The following is a 19,517-nucleotide window of genomic DNA, read 5'->3' as shown; positions in this document are numbered from 1 at the left end:
AACAAGGGTGCCAGCTAGTGGGCACCCTCCTGAGAAAAGCATCTGGAATGTTTTGCAGCATCGATCAGGTGGCGAACAGATAACCTTCGACATCCATCCCGGCATCGCGCATTTGCGCCAGTTTGTAGCGCAGGGTGCGCGGGCTGATGCCGAGCTTTTCGGCAGCTTCCTTACGGCGGCCACGCTCGGCGCGCAGGGTGTCGATGATCATCTGAAACTCCCGGCGGCGCAGGTCATCGCCCAGCGCGCCGGAAGAATCCGCCTCGATTTCCACCTCGCGGATCACCGGTGCCGTGATCGGCAACGGCGCAAATGTCACCGCACCGCTCAGGCAGAAATCCTGCGGCTGAATCAAACCGCCCTGCTGCAGAATCAACGCGCGCTGAATGGCGTTGTCCAGCTCCCGCACGTTGCCCGGCCACGGGTACGCGGTCAGGCAAGCTTGAGCTTCGGGGGACAGCTTCGCTGCTGCGTGCTTCATTTTATTGACGTGTTTGGCCAACAATTTTTCCGCCAGCGGCAGGATATCGGCAGTGCGCTCGCGAAGTGGACGCCAGGCCAAGGGGAAAACCGACAAGCGGTAAAACAGGTCTTCGCGAAAACGCCCCGCCGCCACCTCGCCGGCCAGATCACGATTGGTCGTGGCGACCACGCGAATATCCAGACTGATCGGCTTGCGCGCGCCCACTCGCTCCACTTCCCGCTCTTGCAGGACGCGCAGCAACTTGGCTTGCAGACCCAGGGGCATTTCGGAAATTTCATCGAGCAGAATGGTGCCGCCGTCCGCTTGCTCGAACTTGCCGGCCTGCGAGGCGATGGCGCCGGTGAACGAGCCCTTCTCATGGCCGAACAGTGTTGCTTCGAGCATGTTGTCGGGGATCGCCGCGCAGTTGATCGCAATAAACGGCTGGCTCGCCCGTCGCGATTGCTGGTGGATATAGCGCGCCAGCACTTCTTTACCGGTGCCGGACTCGCCGGAAATGAGGACAGTCGAATCACTGCGCGCAACCCGTGCGGCCAACTCAAGCAACTGCGCACTGGCCGGTTCAACGGCGACGGGGCCTTCCGCTTCGCCTGCATCAATGCAGCCCAGCGCATGCCGCGCCACCAGATCGAGCAATGCCTTGGGCTCAAACGGCTTGACCAGATAATCCGCCGCGCCTTGGCGCATCGCATCGACCGCACGCTCGACCGCGCCATGGGCGGTCATCAGCAGTACCGGCAATTGCGGCTGGCGTGCGCGCAGCAACGCAAGCAATTGATGACCGTCCATGCCCGGCATGTTGACGTCGCTGACCACCAGGCTGAAAGCTTGCTGCGCGACCGCCGTCAGCGCTTCTTCGGCGCTGCCGACGGCGTGATAGTCGTGGCCGGCGAGGAGCAGCGTATCGGCCAGCGCTTCGCGCAACGAACGGTCATCCTCGACCAGCAACACCTTGATGCCCATGACGTTTATTCAACTCCCTGTGCAGCGGAAAACAGTGGCAGGCTGAACTGCGCGCAGGTGCCGCGCCCGACTCGCGAGCGCAGGGTCAATTCTCCCTGATGCGCACGGGCCACCGCTTTGACCACGGTCAGGCCGAGGCCGGTGCCGGTGACTTTGGTAGTAAAAAAGGCTCGCCGAGGCGCGCCAAAACTGTCGGCTCAATGCCGCTGCCGCTGTCGCTGACACACAGACGCAGGGTGTTGCCTCTGGTGTAGCAATGCACTTTCAGGCGCGCTTCGCCGGCGCTGGCCTGAATGGCGTTTTCAATCAGATTCAGTAATGCCCCGACCAGTGTGTCGCGGTTGCACAGCAGCTCACCGGCATGGCTGTCGCACTGCCAGCGGATCGGCAGGTCCTGCACATGGGTCAGCGCCGCAGCCTGCAGCGACTGCATCAAGGCACCGGGCGTGAGGCGGTCGGTCAGCGGCAATTCACCGCGAGCGAACACCAGCATGTCGCGCACTTGATGTTCGAGTTCGTGCAGACGCTCTTTCAAGCGGCCGGCAAAGCGTTGCTGGGTTTCCACTGGCAGTTGCTGTTCAGTCAAATGACTGGCGTAGAGCAAAGCGGCGGACAGCGGTGTTCGAATCTGGTGGGCCAGCGAGGCAACCATGCGCCCCAGCGATGACAAACGTTCGTGGCGCGCCAACTGGTCTTGCAGATGACGTGTTTCCGTCAAGTCGTTGAGCAGCACCAACTGCCCCGGCTCGGCATCCAGCGAGCGGGTGGAAATCGACAGGCGTCGACCGTTTTTCAAGGAGATTTCATGACCGTCGTCTTCACGGGGAGCGAAGCAGCGTGCAATCACATGGCGCCAGAGTTCGCCCTCGAGTGGCGAGCCGAGCAGATCGATCGCGGCCGGATTGGCTTCGCGCACCAGACCGTGGCCGTCGATGACGATGACGCCGCCGGGCAACAGGTCGAGGAGGTTTTGCAGGCGATTGGCCAGGCGTTCTTTTTCCGCCAGTTCCTGCATGCGCTGGGCGCTGACCACGGCCAGCTCACCCTTGAGTTCGGTGACCCGCGCTTCGAGCAGGCTGTAGGAGTCGGTCAGCTGGCTCGACATCTGGTTGAACAGCTGGAAGGCCTGCTCAAGTCCCTGACGACTTGCCTGCTCTACGGACGAGGGTTGCCCCACGATATTGGAGGCAGAAGAGATCTGGGAGGCTTGGGGCATTGGGCTCTCTCGCTTGGCTGACCGTCAGTGAAACGGAACGTTGCGAGGGCTATAGCAATACCCGTGCCTAAAAAAAACCGCTTATAAATGAAGCGCTTGAAAAACAGGCGTCAATCATCCGCCTGTTCATCTCCTCCAGCCCGGCTCATGCCGTACTTGCGCATCTTCTCGACCAAGGTTGTGCGACGGATGCGCAGACGCTCAGCGGCGCGTGCAACAATGCCATTGGCGTCGTCCAGCGCTTGCTGAATCAGGCCCTGCTCCAGGCCCCCGAGGTAATCCTTGAGGTCCAGACCTTCAGGCGGCAGCAGTGCATTGGCGCTGAAGTCCGGCGTATGGCCGTTGATGGCCACGCGTTCTTCCAGATCGCTGCGCAGGCTGTCGACCATCTGCTCGTCTTCGTCGTCGACGTAGCGGAATTTCTTCGGCAACTCGACCACGCCAATCACCCCGTACGGGTGCATGATCGCCATGCGCTCGACCAGGTTGGCCAGCTCGCGGACGTTGCCCGGCCAGCCGTGACGGCACAGCGACATGATCGCCGCCGAGTTGAAACGGATCGAACCGCGCTTCTCGTGCTCCATGCGCGAGATCAGTTCGTTCATCAGCAGCGGGATGTCTTCGACGCGCTCACGCAGTGGCGCCATCTCGATCGGGAACACGTTCAGGCGATAGTAGAGGTCTTCACGGAACGAGCCGATCTCGATCATGCTTTCGAGATTCTTGTGCGTTGCGGCAATGATGCGCACGTCGACGCTCTGGGTCTTGTTGCTGCCCACGCGTTCGAAGGTGCGCTCTTGCAATACGCGCAGCAGCTTGACCTGCATTGGCAGCGGCATGTCGCCGATTTCGTCGAGAAACAGCGTGCCGCCGTTGGCCAGCTCAAAGCGCCCGGCACGGCTGGTGATCGCGCCAGTGAAGGCGCCCTTCTCGTGGCCGAACAGTTCGCTTTCCAGCAGTTCCGCCGGAATAGCGCCGCAGTTGACTGGTACGAATGGCGCGTCGCGGCGTTTGGAGTGATAGTGCAGGTTGCGCGCGACCACTTCCTTGCCGGTGCCGGACTCGCCGAGGATCAGCACGCTGGCGTCGGTGTCGGCCACTTGCTGCATCATCTGCCGGACGTGCTGAATCGCACGGCTGGTGCCGACAAGACTGCGGAAAAGATTGGGTTCGCGATGACGGCCGCGCTCGCGGGCCTGGTCGTACATTTCGCGATAGACCTGGGCGCGATGCAGCGAATCGAGCAATTTGCTGTAGCTGGGCGGCATTTCCAGGGTTGACAGCACGCGACGACGCTGGTCTTCAGGCAGGTCAACGGAAGAATTATCGCCCATTAACAAAACCGGAAGGAACTCATCCCAGGTTGCGAGTGTCTTTAGCAAGCCCAAAAGCGCGCCAGGAGCATTAACGGTCCCGATCAGTACGCAAATGACTTCACGACTAGACGACAAAGAGCCGACTGCCTGCTGCCAGTCATGGCTGCCGCAGGGTAAATTTTCTTCGCCAAGAAAATTTAGAATCACCGCCAGGTCGCGGCGGCGGACGCTATCGTCATCGATCAGCAGAATTTTGGTTTCACGCCACATGCAATAGCAACTTCCCTAGTCAACTCAATGCCCGAAAAATGGGGCAAGCGAGACGCTTGCAGGACACCTTGTGCCTGTAGACGCCCTAAATCTGATAATAGCCACTAGTTAAGTCAAAAAACCGTGCACAGTCAAATTTATGGCGCACATCTCTGGTTCAACTGACGGTTAATCAACCAAACAGATGGTAAACCTTTGCAGCCTTTTGCGCTTGGGTGATCTGCGACATCTCGTTGGCTATCGCCTGCCGCTCGCCCATTGCCACCTCGAGAAGCTCTTTGTAGACGAATAGCAGCTCTTCAAGGTTATCGCGCAACGCAACTTCGTCCAGCGAAGCTTCCGCCATGACGTCTTCCATGCAGGAACGGCAAGCCAGATCCAGCTCGCCGATGGCTTCCCAGTTTCGTTCGGCCAATGCTCCGACCAACGCTTCACGGGTATCGGCAATTCGCTGCAATACAAGACTCATGGTGATCTCCTTCAGAACTGCGGAGCCGGCACGGGCGCGATGGCGTCCCAACCTTCTTTGACCGTGGTCAGCAGGCCGGCGACTTCGTCGAGTACACGGGGATCGCTGCTGATGTTCGCCTCGGCGAGGCGCTTCATCATGTAGATGTACAGGCCATCCAGATCGGCCAGTGCCTCTGCATTGTTTTCAAGGTCGAGACCTTCACGCAGGCCACTGACAATGCCGATGGCCTTGCTGATCGCCGTGCACTTGCCGGGAATATCCTTGCGCTCAATGGCGCCCTTGGCCTGCGCAATCCGGGCCAGGCCACCTTCCATCAACATTTGCACCAGGCGGTGCGGGCTCGCTTCGGACGTCTGCGCATGGGCGCCGACTTTCTGGTACTGCCGAAGGGCTAACATCGGGTTCATGTTCTACCTCATTGCCACGTTGACTCGTATAACCAGTGTATCGCCAACCGGCCCGAAAACTTTAGATCAAAAGACAAAAACCCGGCGCACGCCGATAAAGCGTAGCCGGGTTTTTGTCGTTACTGACTGTTACTTCGCCGACTGCTGAGCGTTCAGCGAGCTGAAGAACGACGTGATGTTGCTCGCCGTTGCCTTCATCTGCCCTACCAGCAAGTCCATGGCGTTGTACTTGGCGGTCAATGTCGACGTCAGGTTGGCAACCCGCAGATCCAGCGCCGCCTGCTGCTTCTGCAAGCCGCTCGTCAGACTCGCCAAGTTGGAGCTGCGCTGATCCAGCAGCCCACCGGTCTTGACGTACGGATCAACCGCCGCAGTCATACGCGCCAACAGACCATTCTTGGCGTCGGTGCCGCTGAAGAGCTGCTGAACCTGGCCAGCCATGCCTGGGATTTCCATACGCTTGTTGAACACTGCAGTATCGAGCGTCAGCAAACCGGTTTTACTGTCAGTCAACACACCCATCTGTGAAAGCACGGACAATTGGCCTGCTCCGCCCGCCCCTGGATCTGTCAACTGAGCGCGCACGTCCGCCATCAACGAACGCGGCAGAGCGTCACCAGTGAACGCCGCCGAAACGGTCAGATTGCCATCGGCATCCGGCGTTGCCTTGGACAAGGTGTCGATGGTTTTCTTCAGGGTGTTATAGGAATCGATGAACGATTGCAGCGATGTCTGGATGCCGGCGGTATTGGTCGCAACCGATACAGTAGCCGGCGTTGGCACGCCGCCCACGACGGGACTCGCAGTGACCAGATTCAGCGTCATGCCGCTGATCGCACCGGTGACGGTGTTGGTCTTGCTGGTAACGGCCAGTCCGTCGATGGTCAGGCTCGCGTCCTTGGCCACATCACCGACCGCACCGGATGCCCCTGCCGCAGGACTGTCACCCATCTTCTGGGTGCCATCGATCTCGAGACCGGCGATACCGCTGACCTGCAGGTCCATGCCGGCGCCCGTCTTGTTGGAGCTCAGTACCAGACGCGAGGCGCCGGTACTGTCAGTCACGATGTTCGCGGAAATGCCATTGCTGGACTGCGCGGTGTTGATCGCATCGCGCGTGGACTGCAAGGTGGCATTGGCCGGAATCGCGACATTGTAATCAATGCCATTCTGACTGATTTTCAGAGTACCACTCGGAATGGCACTGGCGGCCCCGCCGGCAAAGGCGGCACTGGCAACTTTGGAGCCGGTGGCCAGGTTTTTCACGACTACGCTGTAAGTACCCGGCACGGCGGTTTTATCCGAAGTGGCACCGACGACAGTTGGCGTATCCGAGGTTGCAGTAAAACCGGCAAACGCCGGGCTTGTTGCCTTGTTCAGATCACCCATCGCTTTCTGATAGGCCGCCAGTGCACTTTTCAGCGAACCAACGCCGGAAATCTTCAGGCTGTTGCTTTTGGTCGCGGTATCGATCTGCGTCTGCTTGGCAGACTTGTCGGCGTTGACCAGCGCGGTCACGATCGCGCCGATGTCCAGGCCGGAACCCAGTCCGGAACCCGGTAAAATTGGACTTGCCATGTGCATCTCCCTTCAGATTGCTGCCATTCTTTTGACCGTTACACGCGTCCTGAGAACGAACAAACACTATTCATGCCATTTATCAGACCTTGGCGTCGAACAATACATGACTTGCATTGGCGAGGCTGTCGGCCAGTTTGAGGGCTTCGGCGGAAGGAATCTGTCGAACGACTTCACCCGTCTCGCTCGCGATCACCTTGACGATGACCTTGCCGGAATGCTCGTCAATCGAGAACTCCAGATTACGCTTGATCGACTGGACGAACTTTTCGATCTCTTGCACCGCCAGCTTCAACTTGGCGCCGTCCGAATCCTGATCCTTGGCAGCGACCGGTGCTTCAGTCTTTTGGACTTTAGGCAGCTCTGACGGTTTGTCAGCAACCGGTGTCACTGGCTTGGGAGCCGGATAAGACACGTTAAGCTTTACGCTCATGTCCATGCCCATCACCTCTTAACGTAAAAAAGCGAGAGAGCACGACAAGCGCACTCCCCCGCTTAAACTTGTTCCGGATTACTGAAGCAGCTTCAGTACAGCGGAAGGCAGTTGGTTGGCTTGAGCCAGTACGGAGGTCGAAGCTTGCTGCAGAGTCTGCTGCTTGGTCAGGTTAGCAGTTTCTGCGGCGAAGTCGGTGTCCTGTACACGACCCTGAGCAGCGGTGGTGTTTTCAGTGATGTTCTGCAGGTTGGAGATGGTGCTGGTCAGACGGTTTTGCGAAGCACCCAGGCTGGCACGGGTTGCACCGATTGCAGCGATAGCGGCGTCGATTGCAGTGATCGCGTTGTCGATGTTCTGCGAAGCAGAACCAGCACCAGTACCCGAAGTACCGGTCAGAACTACAGTACCGCTACCTACCGACAGGCTGACGGCGTCGAACTTGGAGCTCAGTACCAGGTCGATGTGGTTAGCCGAACCGGTGTTTGCGCCAACTTGCAGGGTCACAGTACCAGCCGAACCGTCCAGCAGGTTTTTGCCGTTCAGGTTGGTAGCAGCCGAGATACGGGTGATTTCGTCAGACATCTGAGCGAATTCAGCGTTGGTAGCGGTCTGGTCAGCGGTGCCGTTGGTACCGTTACGAGCTTTAACAGCCAGTTCACGCATACGCTGCAGGATGTCGGTCGAAGCTTGCAGAGCGCCTTCAGCGGTCTGGGCAACGGAGATACCGTCGTTGGCGTTCTGGATGGCCTGGGTGTTACCGCGGATCTGCGAGGACATACGGTTGGAGATCTGCAGGCCAGCGGCGTCGTCTTTGGCGCTGTTGATTTTCAGGCCGGAAGACAGGCGCTGCATCGAGGTGGACAGAGCGTCGGAAGCGCGGTTCAGGTTTTTCTGAACGTTCAACGATGTGGTGTTGGTGTTTACTGTTAAAGCCATGACGAATTCCTCGTTGGTTGGGTACTGCGGCTTCCGGCCCTGGCAACCGCCGGGTATGGCCTAGAGAACCTTCGTAATAGTTATCGTCGGGTTTGCAGGTTGCTTGAGGGCTTTTTGAAAAAATTTTGCCATCACCACGCCACCCCCGAGAAAACAAAGACTTAGCAGCACATCCAGCGCGAAAAAATGACGCCATAAAACCGCCTGTAACGCAAAGCCGCGGGCCAGCGCTGCGCAGCGGTTCAGCGCCTAGCACTTTCCAGCAATTCGAGCAGTTCGTATTCCATATAGTCAGCCAGGCCCAACCAGTCCTGGCGCTCCTGACAGTCGAGCATTTGCGTGAGCACCTGTGCCCACGCTTGCTGGATATCCACTGAGGCAGACGAAAGACACTGCTGGGCCTGTTCGAACACATCGACCATGGTCAACGCCGCCTCGACATCACGCCCCAGGCGAAACAAAGCCGCGCACTGACGACACTGATCCTGACACTGACTCAGCGCACTCATTGCACGAACTCCGGATTGAAAGCGGTCCCGGCAATCGATGCACCGGCGCGGCTGCTGTTGAGAAACTCGACCTGCGGATGCGCAGCGATATAACGCTCAAGCACACATAGATAGCCGCGAAAATTCAGCTGAGTGCTGACGCGCTGACCATGACCATCGCGCACCCAGTGCCGCGCCTGGGCCAGCGGCGGGCCCAGATCGCCGTCGTCCCAACCGGCGTGGGTCTTGTTCATCGGGAAGGCGAAGTCGGCGCCAAACAGAGTGATTCGGCTCGCGCCCATTTTTACCGCGAGATCCACCGCCGGATGGATCACGCTACCGCCGACATGCAGCTCACCGCGTGGATACTGTTCTCGCAGGTCGCTGTAGATCGGGCTGGCCGAATAGCCGCCATAACGCTTGCCCTTCCATGCCTTCAATACATGCGGATCGCTCATCGGCAAGTACACCAGCGCAATGTTCTCGGACGCCTCGCACGGCAGATGCCGAAAGCCGATGCGCTGATCGATGCTCACCACCAGATCAGGCTCGATGCCGTGCTCACGCAATGGCCGATAGGCCGTATCAACGCAGATGAACAACGGCCGTTCAGCAAGCTGACGGATCGCCGCCAGACGTTCGAAATGCTGCTCCAGTGTCGGCCCGGTGGCGATCACGTAGACTTCGCGCCCGGCGCAGCTACCGAACAACTGCGCCACATCAACATCGCCAAGCAACACCGGCAGACATTCCTGCAAGCGCTGCTGGATTTCCGGTGACCGCGGATCGAAATCGCGATTGTTGAATGTCAGGTGTACTTCATTGATCAGCCGGTCGCGGATCTTCGCGTTGAAGTCATCGGCCAATAACATCTCGGCCGGCAGGGCAAAGAACGGGGTGAAAAAGTCCGGGTGATCACCCGCGTAAAACAGTTCGACCCGGGGATCCTGCAGCCACTGGCGCTGATCGAGCAGTTGCAGTACCAGCGCGAACAGCGCGCCGTTGAGAATGTGCACGTACAGACGCTCCAGCCCTGCGCGCTCAAGCAGCACACCGGGCAAATCGCCGAGGCCAGTGCCATAGACGTGAACATGCGGTTTTTCCGGCAGGCTCGCCGCCTGGATTTGCGCCTCATGCAGACGATCATGGCGACTGGTGAGCTGAATGCCATCGACGCTCAGCGTCGAGCCCAGCCCTTGCACGAGTTCGGCCTGTACGGACGCGCTGTCTTCCGCCATCAATCGCTCGAACAGCGCCGGCCAGCGCCGTTGCAACACCTCGGCATTGGCTTGGAAAAACTCGCTCATGGCGCCTCGCGCTCCTTCTCGGGCAAAAAAATAGCGTTCAAGGTTAACCTTGAACGCTATTTTTGTATCAGAGGTTTTTGCTGCGGCTTACGGACGATAGATGATCGCCGAGCCCCACGACAGACCGACACCAAAACCGCTCAGCGCAACGCGCTGCCAGTCGGAATCGAGCACGTGTTTTTCCAGCAGCAGCGGAATGCTCGACGACACGGTGTTGCCGGTTTCGACCATGTCCTTGATGAACTTCTCCGGTTCGCCTTCAAAGCGTCGCGCCACGGCGTCGACAATCGCCGCGCTGCCCTGGTGAATGCAGAATGCGTCGATGTCATCGGCCTTGAGATTGGAATCGTCGAGCAACTCGTGCAAGTGCGCCGGCACTTTCAGCAGAGCGAAGTTGAACACCTGACGACCATTCATGAAGAACACGCCGTTGCTGACTTTCAAATGCGGTGCGCCGGAACCGTCGGTGCCGAACTTGGCCTTGCCCAGCGCCCAGGTCGGGTTTTCGCCCATCCAGGTGGCGGTGGCGGCATCGCCAAACAGCATGGTGGTGTTGCGGTCTTCCGGGTCAACGATTTTCGAGTACGGGTCAGCGGTGATCAGCAGGCCATTCTTCAGGCCGGCGGCTTCCATGAAGCCCTTGATCGCGTAGATGCCGTAAACATAACCGGAGCAGCCCAAAGAGATATCGAACGCTGCGACATTGGTCGGCAGGCCGAGTTTGTCCTGGACGATTGCTGCTGTGTGCGGCAGGCCTTCTTCATCACCGTTCTGGGTGACGACAATCAACGCGTCGATCGATTCACGCTTCAGTTCAGGATTGCTGGCAAACAGCGCATTGGCCGCTTCCACGCACAGGTCAGAAGTTTCCTGCTCAGCGTCTTTGCGCGGCAGGAACGCCGAACCGATCTTGCCCAGGATGAACTCTTCATCCTTTTCGAATTTTGCACCTTGTGCGTAATTGTCCACGCCGGCTACAGGAACGTAGCTCGCAATGCTTTTTATGCCAATCATTACGGCTTCCCAATAAAAAACAGCCCAAAACCACCGCTCGCAAGCATTCGAGGGGCGCCGACAAACAGAAAACGGCCGCCACAATGGGCAGCCACGGGAAGCGCAAAGGGCTATCACTGGAACCGCAAAACGGGCCAGGCGCCATCTCCCCGGTCAATACAATACAGTGAAGATGCGCGTTATGACTCGCAGGTCACGCTATTTTGCCGAATCGATGGCAGATTGGCCTATTCGACCAGCGACCAGTCCAGCGGCGTACCGCGCTTGATCGCGGTGCGCGCGCGGCGTCCGAGGACGGCATCGGTGTGCTTGGGCGGCAGGCCGAGGCCGGGGCGAATGGCGCGCAGATTGTCGCCGGTAAAGGCTTCACCGGCGGCCATGTCAGCGGTGACATACAGCGAGCGGCGATAGACCAGCGACTTGCGCTCGGCCTCGGTCGGACCATACTGAACACGCCCCATGGCCTGCCAGGCACGTTCGGTTTCGACGACCAGACTGGCCAGCTCCGCAGGCTCCAGGGAGAAACTCGCGTCCACGCCACCGGCCGAACGATCAAGGGTGAAGTGTTTCTCCACCACCGTCGCTCCCAGCGCCACCGCCGCCACCGACACGCCAACGCCCATCGAATGATCTGACAGCCCGACCTCGCATCCAAACAACTCACGCAGATGCGGGATCGTGCGCACGTTGCTGTTGAGGGGCGTGGCCGGATAGGTGCTGGTGCACTTGAGCAACACCAGATTCTTGCACCCGGCCTCGCGTGCGGCACGCACGGTCTCATCCAGTTCGGCGATGCTGGCCATGCCGGTGGAGATGATCAGTGGTTTGCCGGTCGCTGCCACTCGACGGATCAACGGCAGATCGGTGTTTTCAAAACTGGCAATCTTGTACGCCGGCACTTCAAGGCTTTCGAGAAAATCCACCGCGCTGTCATCGAACGGCGTCGAGAACGCGAGCATTCCCAACTCTTTGGCCCGAGCAAAAATCGGCGCGTGCCACTCCCACGGTGTATGGGCTTTTTCGTAGAGATCGTAGAGCGACGTGCCGGCCCACAGACTGCCCGCATCCTTGATGAAGAATTCGCCTTCAGCCAAATCCAGGGTCATGGTTTCGGCGGTGTAGGTTTGCAGCTTCAAGGCATGCGCCCCGGCCTTGGCTGCCGCCTCGACGATTTGCAAAGCGACGTCGAGAGACTGGTTATGGTTGCCACTCATCTCGGCAATGATGAACGGCGGCGCATCGGCACCGATGGTGTGGTGGCCAATCTTGAAACTAGACATGCGGGTGATCCTTCAAAACACGGCTGAACGCACAGGTTTCCTGGATGAACCCGGCGTCGCGAAAAACTTTCAATGAAGACTGATTGGCCGGCATGACCCGCGCAGTAATGCGCGTCAATTGCGGCCAGTGCGCAGCGACAAACGCCTCGCCGCGACTGAGCACTGCCCTGCCCCAACCGAGGCCGAAACGCCCCTCCAGCAGATAAATCGAGACTTCGGCTTCAAACCCGCGCAAGTCGTAACGCAGCACCCCGACCGGGCCGTCATCCGCCTCGGTAATCAGCAGCAGCCGCTGCGGGTTGCGCAAACTTGCCGTTAGCCAGTTCAGGTGTTGCGCCCAGTCGATGACGCCGGTTTCCAGCGACCAGCGCCGCACTGCTTCGGCATTGCGTCCATCGAACAGCAACTGCGCATCGTCCTGGGTTGCCGGGCGCAGTTTCAGCACCGCCCCGGCCAGCGCCGCCGCCACACGCTCGGCACCGCGCCCGTCGACCAGTTGCCGCGAACGCTCGGCGAGGCTGCGGCGTAGAAAATGATTGTTCACGACGAAGCCGACCGCATCACGCAACTGCTCGACGCTGACCTGCTCGCGGGCGCCCATGAACACATGCGCACCGGCAGCGGCCATGACTTCGCCGTTGGCCTGCTGATTGTTCGCCACAGCGATGCAGATCGTCGGCAAACCCAACGCCGCGCGCTCCCAACTGGTGCCACCGCCGGCGCCGATAAACAGATCGGCCTCAGTCATGCGCTGATGGAAATCGCTGACGAAACTGTGCAGGCGCCAGTTCGGTCGCGTCTCGGCCAACGCTTGCATCTGCGTCCACGCCGGGTTGTCGGCGCCAGCGACGAAGTCCACCTGCAACTCAGCGAAATCAGCCAGCGCCAGCATCGCATGATGAGTCTGCCTTGCCGCGTCGAAACCGCCGAAATTCACCAGCACGCGCCGGGCCTTCGGTTTGATCTCGATGGCATCGCAGTTGAATTCTTCGCGCAGCATGGCGTAGCGCGGGCCGAGCAAGGTGCGACAGCCTGGCGGCAGCAGCGCCGCGTAGTTTTCACTCAAGCCCGAGAGGTTCTGATTGAGCAGCAGATCGACGCTGTAACGCCGCGTGGCCAGATCATCCACGGCGGCGATTCGATGCGCCCAGCGCCGGGCAGCGGTTTGCCAGTGATGATCGAGGCCGTAATGGTCGACGATGATCCAGTCGAACGGTGCCTGCCCATCCAGCAGCAGGCCCAGTGCATCAATATCGAACTGCCACGGCAACATCGATTCGATGGCCTGCAGCGGGTCTTCGTCGCGATAGCGCTCGGGCAGTGCAAAGGTCTCGAAGCCTTCGGCATTCAAGGCTTCGAGTCGATGTCCCGGCAAACGCCGACAGGCAAACGCAACATGACTGCCCTGCCCGCGCAGCATCCGCGCCAGGGTCAGGCAGCGGGCAATGTGGCCGCTGCCGATGGTTGGCGAGGCGTCGGCGCGGATCAGCACTCTCATTGCAGTTCTCCGCCGGCTCTGAGTGCGGCGTACAGGTATTCGGCGCGTTGCCAGTCTTCGGGCGTGTCGATGTCCTGGACCAAATGACGCGGCAGGATCACCGGCAGACTCGCTGGCGAGAACAGCGTCTCGCCACGCAGCCACGCTTCGCTGCGCCCCCAGTAAAATTGCCCGGCATCCTGAAACGCTTCGGGCAGATCCTGCGAACGGGTGGTACGAAATTCGGGGTACATGGACATCAAAGCGCCCTCCTCGTCGAGGGTCAGTGCGCGCTGCACCGGGAAACCGAAACCGCACACCGAAAAGGCAAACGACTTGTGCGGATGCTGCTTGAGCAAATCCAGACCCTGACGCAGATAACGCGCCTGCAACAACGGCGCGGTCGCGTACACGCAGCAGGCGTAATCGAACGTCGGCAATTGCTGCAAGGCATGCACGATCACCGCAGCGGTACCGGTGAAATCATCGGCCAGATCGGCCGGTCGCATGAACGGCACTTCAGCGTCATGTGCTCGTGCGACGTCGGCGATTTCGTCATCGTCGGTGCTGACCACAACGCTCTCGAACAGCCCTGACTCCAGCGCCGTGCGAATCGAGCGGACGATCATCGGTACGCCGTCGAACGGTTTGAGATTCTTGCGCGGAATGCGCTTGCTGCCACCACGGGCGGGGATGATCGCGACGCAGCTCACGGTGCCTTACTCCTCAAGCAGCAGCCGACGCAGTTGCTCGACCACCTGGTCCTGTTGTGCCTCACTGAGCAAAGGGAACAGCGGCAAACTGATCGCTTCGGCGTAATAGCGCTCGGCCTCGGGGAAATCGCTCTCGGCAAAGCCCAGCTCGCGATAGTAAGGCTGCAAGTGCACGGGAATGTAGTGCAGATTGACGCCGATGCCAGCGCTGCGCAAACCTTCGAACACCTGACGATGACTGAGGTTGCAGCGCTCGGTCTGCACGCGCACCACATACAGGTGCCACGCCGAATCGGCTTCCGGCTGCGCGCTCGGCAAGGTCAGCGGCAGGTAAGCAAGCAACTGATCGTACCGTGCGGCCAGTTCGCGCCGACGTGCGACAAACTCATCCAGCTTGCGCAGCTGCGACAGACCCAGCGCCGCCTGCAGATCGGTGATCCGATAATTGAAACCCAGCTCGATCTGCTGGTAATACCACGGCCCGTGGCTCGGCTCGGTCATGTGCTCGGGATCGCGGGTCATGCCGTGGCTGCGCAGGCGTCGCAGACGTTCGGCCAGCGCCGGGCGATTGGTCAGGACCATGCCGCCCTCGGCGCTGGTGATGATCTTCACCGGATGAAAACTGAACACCGTCATCGCCGCGAAGTCGCCACAACCGACTGGACGCCCGGCGTAGCTGGCGCCCACCGCGTGCGAGGCGTCTTCGATCACGGTGAAGTTGTAGCGCACCGCCAGGTCGGCAATCTTGCGCATATCGCAGCTCTGCCCGGAGAACGCGACGGCGACCAGGACTTTGGGCAGCGTGCCGTCGCGTTCGGCCTGTTCGAGCTTTGCTTCAAGGGCGAAGGCATCGAGGTTCCAGGTCAGCGGATCGATGTCGACGAAATCAACGTCAGCGCCGCAATAACGCCCGCAATTGGCCGAGGCAAGAAAGGTGTTTGGCGAAGTCCACAAGCGATCGCCCGGCCCCAGGTCGGCGGCCAGACAGGCGATGTGCAGCGCCGCCGTGGCGTTGCACACCGCCACGGCGAAATCGGCCTGACAGCGCTCAGCCATGGCCTGCTCGAAGCGTTCGATGGTCGGACCCTGGGTCAGCCAGTCCGATTGCAGCACCTCGACTACCGCGTCGATGTCCGCCTGATCAAGGCTCTGCCGACCGTAAGGAATCATACCGACAGCTTCGCGTGCAGATCGGCGATCTGCCCCACTGAAAGGAAATGCGGGTTGGTGTCCGAGCGATACTCGAAATCCTCGCCCACCGCACGCCCACGTTCGCCAAGTTTATCGACGGCAAAATCGACGTCGACGCTGGTAAAACGAATCGACGGCTGAATCGTGTAGTGATCCTCGAACTCCAGGGTCATGCGCGCATCGTCCAGCGGCACCATCAACTCATGCAGCTTCTCGCCGGGACGGATGCCGACGTTCTTGTGCGGCAGATGTTCAGCCATGCCGCGCGCCAGATCGACGATGCGGATCGACGGAATCTTCGGCACGAACACTTCGCCGCCATGCATGCGGGCGAAGCTGTCGAGGACGAACTGCACGCCGTGGTCGAGGGTGATCCAGAACCGCGTCATGCGCTCGTCGGTGATCGGCAATTCTTGCGCGCCGTCAGCGATCAGCTTGCTGAAAAACGGCACCACCGAGCCGCGCGAGCCAGCGACGTTGCCGTAGCGCACCACGGCGAAACGGGTCTGCTGCTCGCCGGCAATGTTGTTGGCGGCAACGAACAATTTGTCCGAAAGCAACTTGGTCGCGCCGTACAGATTGATCGGGCTGGCCGCCTTGTCGGTGGACAGCGCGACGACTTTCTTTACGCCGTTATCGATCGCAGCGGCGATGATGTTTTCCGCGCCGTTGACGTTGGTGCGGATGCATTCGGTCGGGTTGTATTCCGCCGCCGGCACCTGTTTTAGCGCGGCGGCATGCACCACGTAATCGATGCCGCGCATGGCCTGACGCAAGCGGTCGGCGTCACGCACGTCACCGATGAAATAACGCATGCACGGCGCATTGAAGGTCTGCTGCATCTCGTACTGTTTCAGCTCGTCGCGGGAGAACACCACCACACGCTTGGGCTGGTATTGCTCCAGCAAGCGACGGATGAAGTTGCGCCCGAACGAGCCGGTGCCGCCGGAGATGAAGATCGATTTACCGTTGAACATTTTTTCAATTCCGTCCCTGTCGCCAGGCTTAAGCGAGCAACTGTGCCCAGTCCAGTGAAGCATTGTCATCGAGCACGAAGCCTTTGCCCTTCAGGCTCAGGTTCGCGTTGTAGGCCTGATCCTGAACGAATGCCGCCGGCCATTTTTCGCGCAGGGCCAGCAGCGCTTGCGGGGCGTCAGGCATACCGCCCTGATGGATGACTTGCACCGCCGGAGTCCATACCGTCAGATAACCGGCTTGCCCGGCGCTCAGGCACAGATCGACATCGCTGAAGCCTTCGGCAAATGTGCTTTCGTCCAGACCGCCGAGCGCCTCGTACAACTCTTTGCGGACCATCAGGCACACGCTCGATACCGCCGAGTAGTTCTGTTCCACCGCCAAGCGGTGCAGGTAACCGTCGGCATCGTGATCTTCACCGACGAAGGGCGAATCGACCCCGCCATTCATGCCCAGGATCAATCCCGCCTGGCTGATCTTGCGATCACGGTCGATCAGTTTTGGCCCGACCACGCCGACCTCCGGACGCAGAGCATGGTTGAGCAAAGAGTCGAGCCAGTTCGGATTGACCACTTCCGCATCGGCGGCGAGCAGCACCAGGTACTCGCCACGCGCCTGACGACTGCCCGCGTTGAATAATCCTGCTGCGCTCAACGTCCGATCAGTACGCAGCACCTGCACTCTGGAGTGCTTGTAAGTCCCGAGCCAGTCATTGATCTCAGCCGTCTGATCCGCAGTGGCGGCGATCAGCACTTCATAGTGATGGTAACGGGTACGCAGCAACACACCTTCAAGGCAACGTTGCAGCACCGCCAGATCGCTGCCCGCCGGAATAATGATCGACACCAGCGGACGATCACTGTGGTGGTAGTCGATCTGGTAAACCCCCGGAACCGCTGACGTCACTTTGCCCTTGTAACCGCGATTGCCCAAATGGCGCAGCAGCGCCAGGCGCTCGTCAGCATTCTCGACCAGCTCTGGTGCCTGGCTGATCAATAGCGGCTCGTCGAGGTGAGCCAGGCTGTTGAGGCCGTGTTCTTCGATAAGACGCAGCAGCACATCGAGCTCCAGTGCCTGACTGAAATCAGCGCGATAGCCGCCGATTTCGACCAGCGCATCGCGCCGTACCAGCCAGTGCCGCGCCATCAGCGTTGGCAGGCTCAGCAGCAGATCAAGGTTGAAGCCCGGCCGGAACACGTCGGTCAGGGCACCGTTTTCCTGACGCTGGATTTCGTCGGTGGATACCGCGCGGCAATCGCCGGCGTTCATCAACTCCAGGCTGGCGCGCAACAATCCGCTGGCAGTGAACTCATCACCGGCTTCAGCCAACAGCAGCCAGTCACACGGCGATTGACGAGCGCTTTGATTGAGCTTGTCGATCAGATTGCCCGCGGTCACTCGGACAAAATGCAGGGTGTTCTGTGCCGTGGTCGCGGCGGGCGCTTCGCCGGTGGTGAACACGACAATGCGGAAGGCCTTGCACTGCCCTTCCAGCAAGCTGTCGAGAGACACCTGAAGCTTGTCGATGTCGTCGTCCAGATCCAGCAGAAAAATGCCGAACTGCGGCCCGCCGCCATTCACCGCCAGATGTTGGCCGATTGCCTCGAGGTGAGCGCCGGGCGCACGTGCGGCCAGCCAGTTGAGCAGGCGACCGGACTGCATCTTGTCCATGACCGCATGATGGTCATCGACGGTCAACGCTTCGAGACGCTCGATCCAGGCCTGCATCGCTTGCGCCTCTTCGGCTTGGCCCATCGAAGTCAGTTGAGCCGCCAGCCGCTTGACCACGGTGCGATTGAACGCATTGAGATCGTGAGCCTGCCACAAACGGTCGAGAACGCTTTCCGGCGTGTCGTTGTTGCGTGCTTGCAGCAAGTGCGCCTGACGGGTCCAGACGCCCTCCAGGCCTTCAAGTTGGATGCGCCCCGCCGGCATGGCGTGCAGCATGAATTCGAACTGCGTCAGGCGGTCGAAAAATGCCTCGTTGTAGAACGGCATTTCCACGTACTGCAAAGGCCCGAAACGACGATCCGGGTACTTGAGCTCCTGATTCCAGGTGGACTGGATGATCAGCTCCGCGGTCAGCGCTCGATTCGATTGCAGGCTGTCGACCATTGCCTCGAAGCTTTGCAGGGCAAGCGCTTTGCCCTGCTCGGCGTCCAGCCCTTTGATCTGGGTTGGCAGCGCGGCAAGGAACTCGGCAAAGGCTTCACGCTCGGCCACCGATTTGGCATCGACGTAGGTCAGCGAGTGATACACCTCGGTGCTGTGTTCGGAGGCACCGTAGTTGATCTCCCGAACCACATAAGGGATCGGCAGAATCCGTGCTTTGGCACTGGCCAGCAGGAAATAGACATGGCCGATTTCCTGCCACTGGAAGCTGGTGCCGGGTGGCAATGCCGAGTGCCAGGTCTTCATCAGATCAGTACGGGTCACCGCATAGAACGGCGGGATGTACTGGCTCATGTAATCGATGACCCGCTCCTGAGCCTGTTCAGAGCAGTAGTCTTCCTGGACCTTTTTGTCGCGGCGGTAGTAGCTGACGCCACCGGCCAGCGTCAGGTACATCAGGCAGTAGCCGTGGCACATGCCGTAATCCGGATTGGCCTGCAGGAAACCCACGGATTCGGCCAATGAATCATGCAGGATGAAGTCGTCATCGGCCGCCAGCACCATGTACGGCGTGGTCAGTTGCTCGACACCATAGGCCAGTTTGGCCTGCATCCCCCAGTACGCGAATTGCGGCACATGATGGTAATCAACGGCGGAAAAATCGCCTTCCGGACGTTCCGGCGAGGAGTCGAGCACCATGATCTTGCAGGGCAAGTCGCTGTAATACTTCACAGCCCGACGCAGGAACGCCGGTCGGTTGTGGGTAATGAGCACCACCGTCAACAGCTCATCTAGCGGTAGCGTCAGTTCAGAACTGTACTTGCCTTGCATAACTTCTCTCCACAACCGGCGACTCGCCGAAACAACTCTGGGTAAATGTTG

General features: G+C 59.9%; 16 protein-coding genes and 1 pseudogene. All 17 read right to left on the bottom strand.

Going from position 1 to position 19,517, the window contains the following annotated elements:
- Positions 1-64: 64 nt before the first annotated feature.
- The 17 genes and pseudogenes from AB4O45_RS20840 to AB4O45_RS20760 all read right to left on the bottom strand — a co-directional run bounded on the left by AB4O45_RS20840 (position 65) and on the right by AB4O45_RS20760 (position 19,466).
- Entirely contained in the window at positions 65-1,447 is a 1,383-nt protein-coding gene (locus tag AB4O45_RS20840) for a sigma-54-dependent transcriptional regulator (RefSeq protein WP_252869006.1), read from the bottom strand.
- A 5-nt stretch (positions 1,448-1,452) separates the two neighbouring features.
- Positions 1,453-2,663: pseudogene (locus AB4O45_RS20835) on the bottom strand (sensor histidine kinase).
- Positions 2,664-2,773: 110 nt separating this feature from the next.
- A complete protein-coding gene (locus tag AB4O45_RS20830; RefSeq protein WP_041479014.1) occupies positions 2,774-4,249 on the bottom strand; it encodes a sigma-54 dependent transcriptional regulator in 1,476 nt (491 codons plus the stop codon).
- A 172-nt stretch (positions 4,250-4,421) separates the two neighbouring features.
- Positions 4,422-4,718 (bottom strand): hypothetical protein, encoded by a 297-nt coding sequence (locus tag AB4O45_RS20825; protein WP_016771085.1) that lies wholly within the window; start codon positions 4,716-4,718, stop codon positions 4,422-4,424.
- Positions 4,719-4,729: 11 nt separating this feature from the next.
- A complete protein-coding gene (gene fliS, locus AB4O45_RS20820; protein WP_041479013.1) occupies positions 4,730-5,128 on the bottom strand; it encodes a flagellar export chaperone FliS in 399 nt (132 codons plus the stop codon).
- A gap of 129 nt (positions 5,129-5,257) precedes the next feature.
- The gene (gene fliD / locus AB4O45_RS20815) at positions 5,258-6,706 is read right to left on the bottom strand and encodes a flagellar filament capping protein FliD (protein WP_095180716.1); all 1,449 of its coding nucleotides are present in this window, start codon (positions 6,704-6,706) and stop codon (positions 5,258-5,260) included.
- Positions 6,707-6,788: 82 nt separating this feature from the next.
- A complete protein-coding gene (locus AB4O45_RS20810) occupies positions 6,789-7,145 on the bottom strand; it encodes a flagellar protein FlaG (RefSeq protein WP_041479011.1) in 357 nt (118 codons plus the stop codon).
- A 72-nt stretch (positions 7,146-7,217) separates the two neighbouring features.
- A complete protein-coding gene (locus AB4O45_RS20805) occupies positions 7,218-8,078 on the bottom strand; it encodes a flagellin domain-containing protein (RefSeq protein WP_016771090.1) in 861 nt (286 codons plus the stop codon).
- 242 nt (positions 8,079-8,320) lie between these two features.
- Positions 8,321-8,587 carry a hypothetical protein gene (locus AB4O45_RS20800; RefSeq protein ID WP_252885563.1) on the bottom strand — a complete coding sequence of 89 codons (267 nt, stop codon included), beginning with the start codon at positions 8,585-8,587 and terminating at the stop codon, positions 8,321-8,323.
- Positions 8,584-9,873: a motility associated factor glycosyltransferase family protein gene (locus AB4O45_RS20795; RefSeq protein ID WP_252885562.1), complete on the bottom strand. Its 1,290-nt coding sequence runs from the start codon at positions 9,871-9,873 to the stop codon at positions 8,584-8,586. The genes AB4O45_RS20800 and AB4O45_RS20795 overlap by 4 nt, the downstream gene beginning before the upstream one ends.
- Before the next feature lie 87 nt (positions 9,874-9,960).
- Complete coding sequence (locus AB4O45_RS20790) at positions 9,961-10,887, bottom strand: ketoacyl-ACP synthase III (protein WP_016771093.1); 927 nt, start codon at positions 10,885-10,887, stop codon at positions 9,961-9,963.
- A 227-nt stretch (positions 10,888-11,114) separates the two neighbouring features.
- Positions 11,115-12,167 carry a pseudaminic acid synthase gene (gene pseI / locus AB4O45_RS20785; protein WP_460160492.1) on the bottom strand — a complete coding sequence of 351 codons (1,053 nt, stop codon included), beginning with the start codon at positions 12,165-12,167 and terminating at the stop codon, positions 11,115-11,117.
- The gene (gene pseG / locus AB4O45_RS20780) at positions 12,160-13,665 is read right to left on the bottom strand and encodes a UDP-2,4-diacetamido-2,4,6-trideoxy-beta-L-altropyranose hydrolase (protein ID WP_460160491.1); all 1,506 of its coding nucleotides are present in this window, start codon (positions 13,663-13,665) and stop codon (positions 12,160-12,162) included. Before pseG ends, pseI begins: the two co-directional genes overlap by 8 nt.
- Positions 13,662-14,357 (bottom strand): pseudaminic acid cytidylyltransferase, encoded by a 696-nt coding sequence (gene pseF, locus AB4O45_RS20775; RefSeq protein WP_095180711.1) that lies wholly within the window; start codon positions 14,355-14,357, stop codon positions 13,662-13,664. The genes pseG and pseF overlap by 4 nt, the downstream gene beginning before the upstream one ends.
- 6 nt (positions 14,358-14,363) lie before the next feature.
- The gene (gene pseC, locus AB4O45_RS20770; RefSeq protein WP_095180710.1) at positions 14,364-15,527 is read right to left on the bottom strand and encodes a UDP-4-amino-4,6-dideoxy-N-acetyl-beta-L-altrosamine transaminase; all 1,164 of its coding nucleotides are present in this window, start codon (positions 15,525-15,527) and stop codon (positions 14,364-14,366) included.
- Positions 15,524-16,525 (bottom strand): UDP-N-acetylglucosamine 4,6-dehydratase (inverting), encoded by a 1,002-nt coding sequence (gene pseB / locus AB4O45_RS20765; RefSeq protein WP_041479004.1) that lies wholly within the window; start codon positions 16,523-16,525, stop codon positions 15,524-15,526. The genes pseC and pseB overlap by 4 nt, the downstream gene beginning before the upstream one ends.
- A gap of 28 nt (positions 16,526-16,553) precedes the next feature.
- A complete protein-coding gene (locus AB4O45_RS20760; protein WP_460160490.1) occupies positions 16,554-19,466 on the bottom strand; it encodes a glycosyltransferase family 2 protein in 2,913 nt (970 codons plus the stop codon).
- Between the last annotated feature and the right edge of the window lie 51 nt (positions 19,467-19,517).

The organism is Pseudomonas sp. S2_B10 (assembly GCF_054668425.1).
The sequence above is the reverse complement of the archived record's forward strand: the minus strand, read 5'-3'. Positions and strand labels throughout refer to the sequence as shown.

Excerpts from the sequence above, each read along its gene's own strand:
- fliS (WP_041479013.1), bottom strand. The coding sequence starts at position 5,128 with ATGAACCCGATGTTAGCCCTTCGGCAGTACCAGAAAGTCGGCGCCCAT.
- fliD (WP_095180716.1), bottom strand. The coding sequence starts at position 6,706 with ATGGCAAGTCCAATTTTACCGGGTTCCGGACTGGGTTCCGGCCTGGAC.
- AB4O45_RS20805 (WP_016771090.1), bottom strand. The coding sequence starts at position 8,078 with ATGGCTTTAACAGTAAACACCAACACCACATCGTTGAACGTTCAGAAA.
- AB4O45_RS20795 (WP_252885562.1), bottom strand. The coding sequence starts at position 9,873 with ATGAGCGAGTTTTTCCAAGCCAATGCCGAGGTGTTGCAACGGCGCTGG.
- pseI (WP_460160492.1), bottom strand. The coding sequence starts at position 12,167 with ATGTCTAGTTTCAAGATTGGCCACCACACCATCGGTGCCGATGCGCCG.
- pseC (WP_095180710.1), bottom strand. The coding sequence starts at position 15,527 with ATGATTCCTTACGGTCGGCAGAGCCTTGATCAGGCGGACATCGACGCG.
- AB4O45_RS20810 (WP_041479011.1), bottom strand. The coding sequence starts at position 7,145 with ATGGACATGAGCGTAAAGCTTAACGTGTCTTATCCGGCTCCCAAGCCA.
- AB4O45_RS20800 (WP_252885563.1), bottom strand. The coding sequence starts at position 8,587 with ATGAGTGCGCTGAGTCAGTGTCAGGATCAGTGTCGTCAGTGCGCGGCT.
- pseB (WP_041479004.1), bottom strand. The coding sequence starts at position 16,525 with ATGTTCAACGGTAAATCGATCTTCATCTCCGGCGGCACCGGCTCGTTC.
- pseG (WP_460160491.1), bottom strand. The coding sequence starts at position 13,665 with ATGAGAGTGCTGATCCGCGCCGACGCCTCGCCAACCATCGGCAGCGGC.
- AB4O45_RS20790 (WP_016771093.1), bottom strand. The coding sequence starts at position 10,887 with ATGATTGGCATAAAAAGCATTGCGAGCTACGTTCCTGTAGCCGGCGTG.
- AB4O45_RS20840 (WP_252869006.1), bottom strand. The coding sequence starts at position 1,447 with ATGGGCATCAAGGTGTTGCTGGTCGAGGATGACCGTTCGTTGCGCGAA.
- AB4O45_RS20825 (WP_016771085.1), bottom strand. The coding sequence starts at position 4,718 with ATGAGTCTTGTATTGCAGCGAATTGCCGATACCCGTGAAGCGTTGGTC.
- AB4O45_RS20830 (WP_041479014.1), bottom strand. The coding sequence starts at position 4,249 with ATGTGGCGTGAAACCAAAATTCTGCTGATCGATGACGATAGCGTCCGC.
- AB4O45_RS20760 (WP_460160490.1), bottom strand. The coding sequence starts at position 19,466 with ATGCAAGGCAAGTACAGTTCTGAACTGACGCTACCGCTAGATGAGCTG.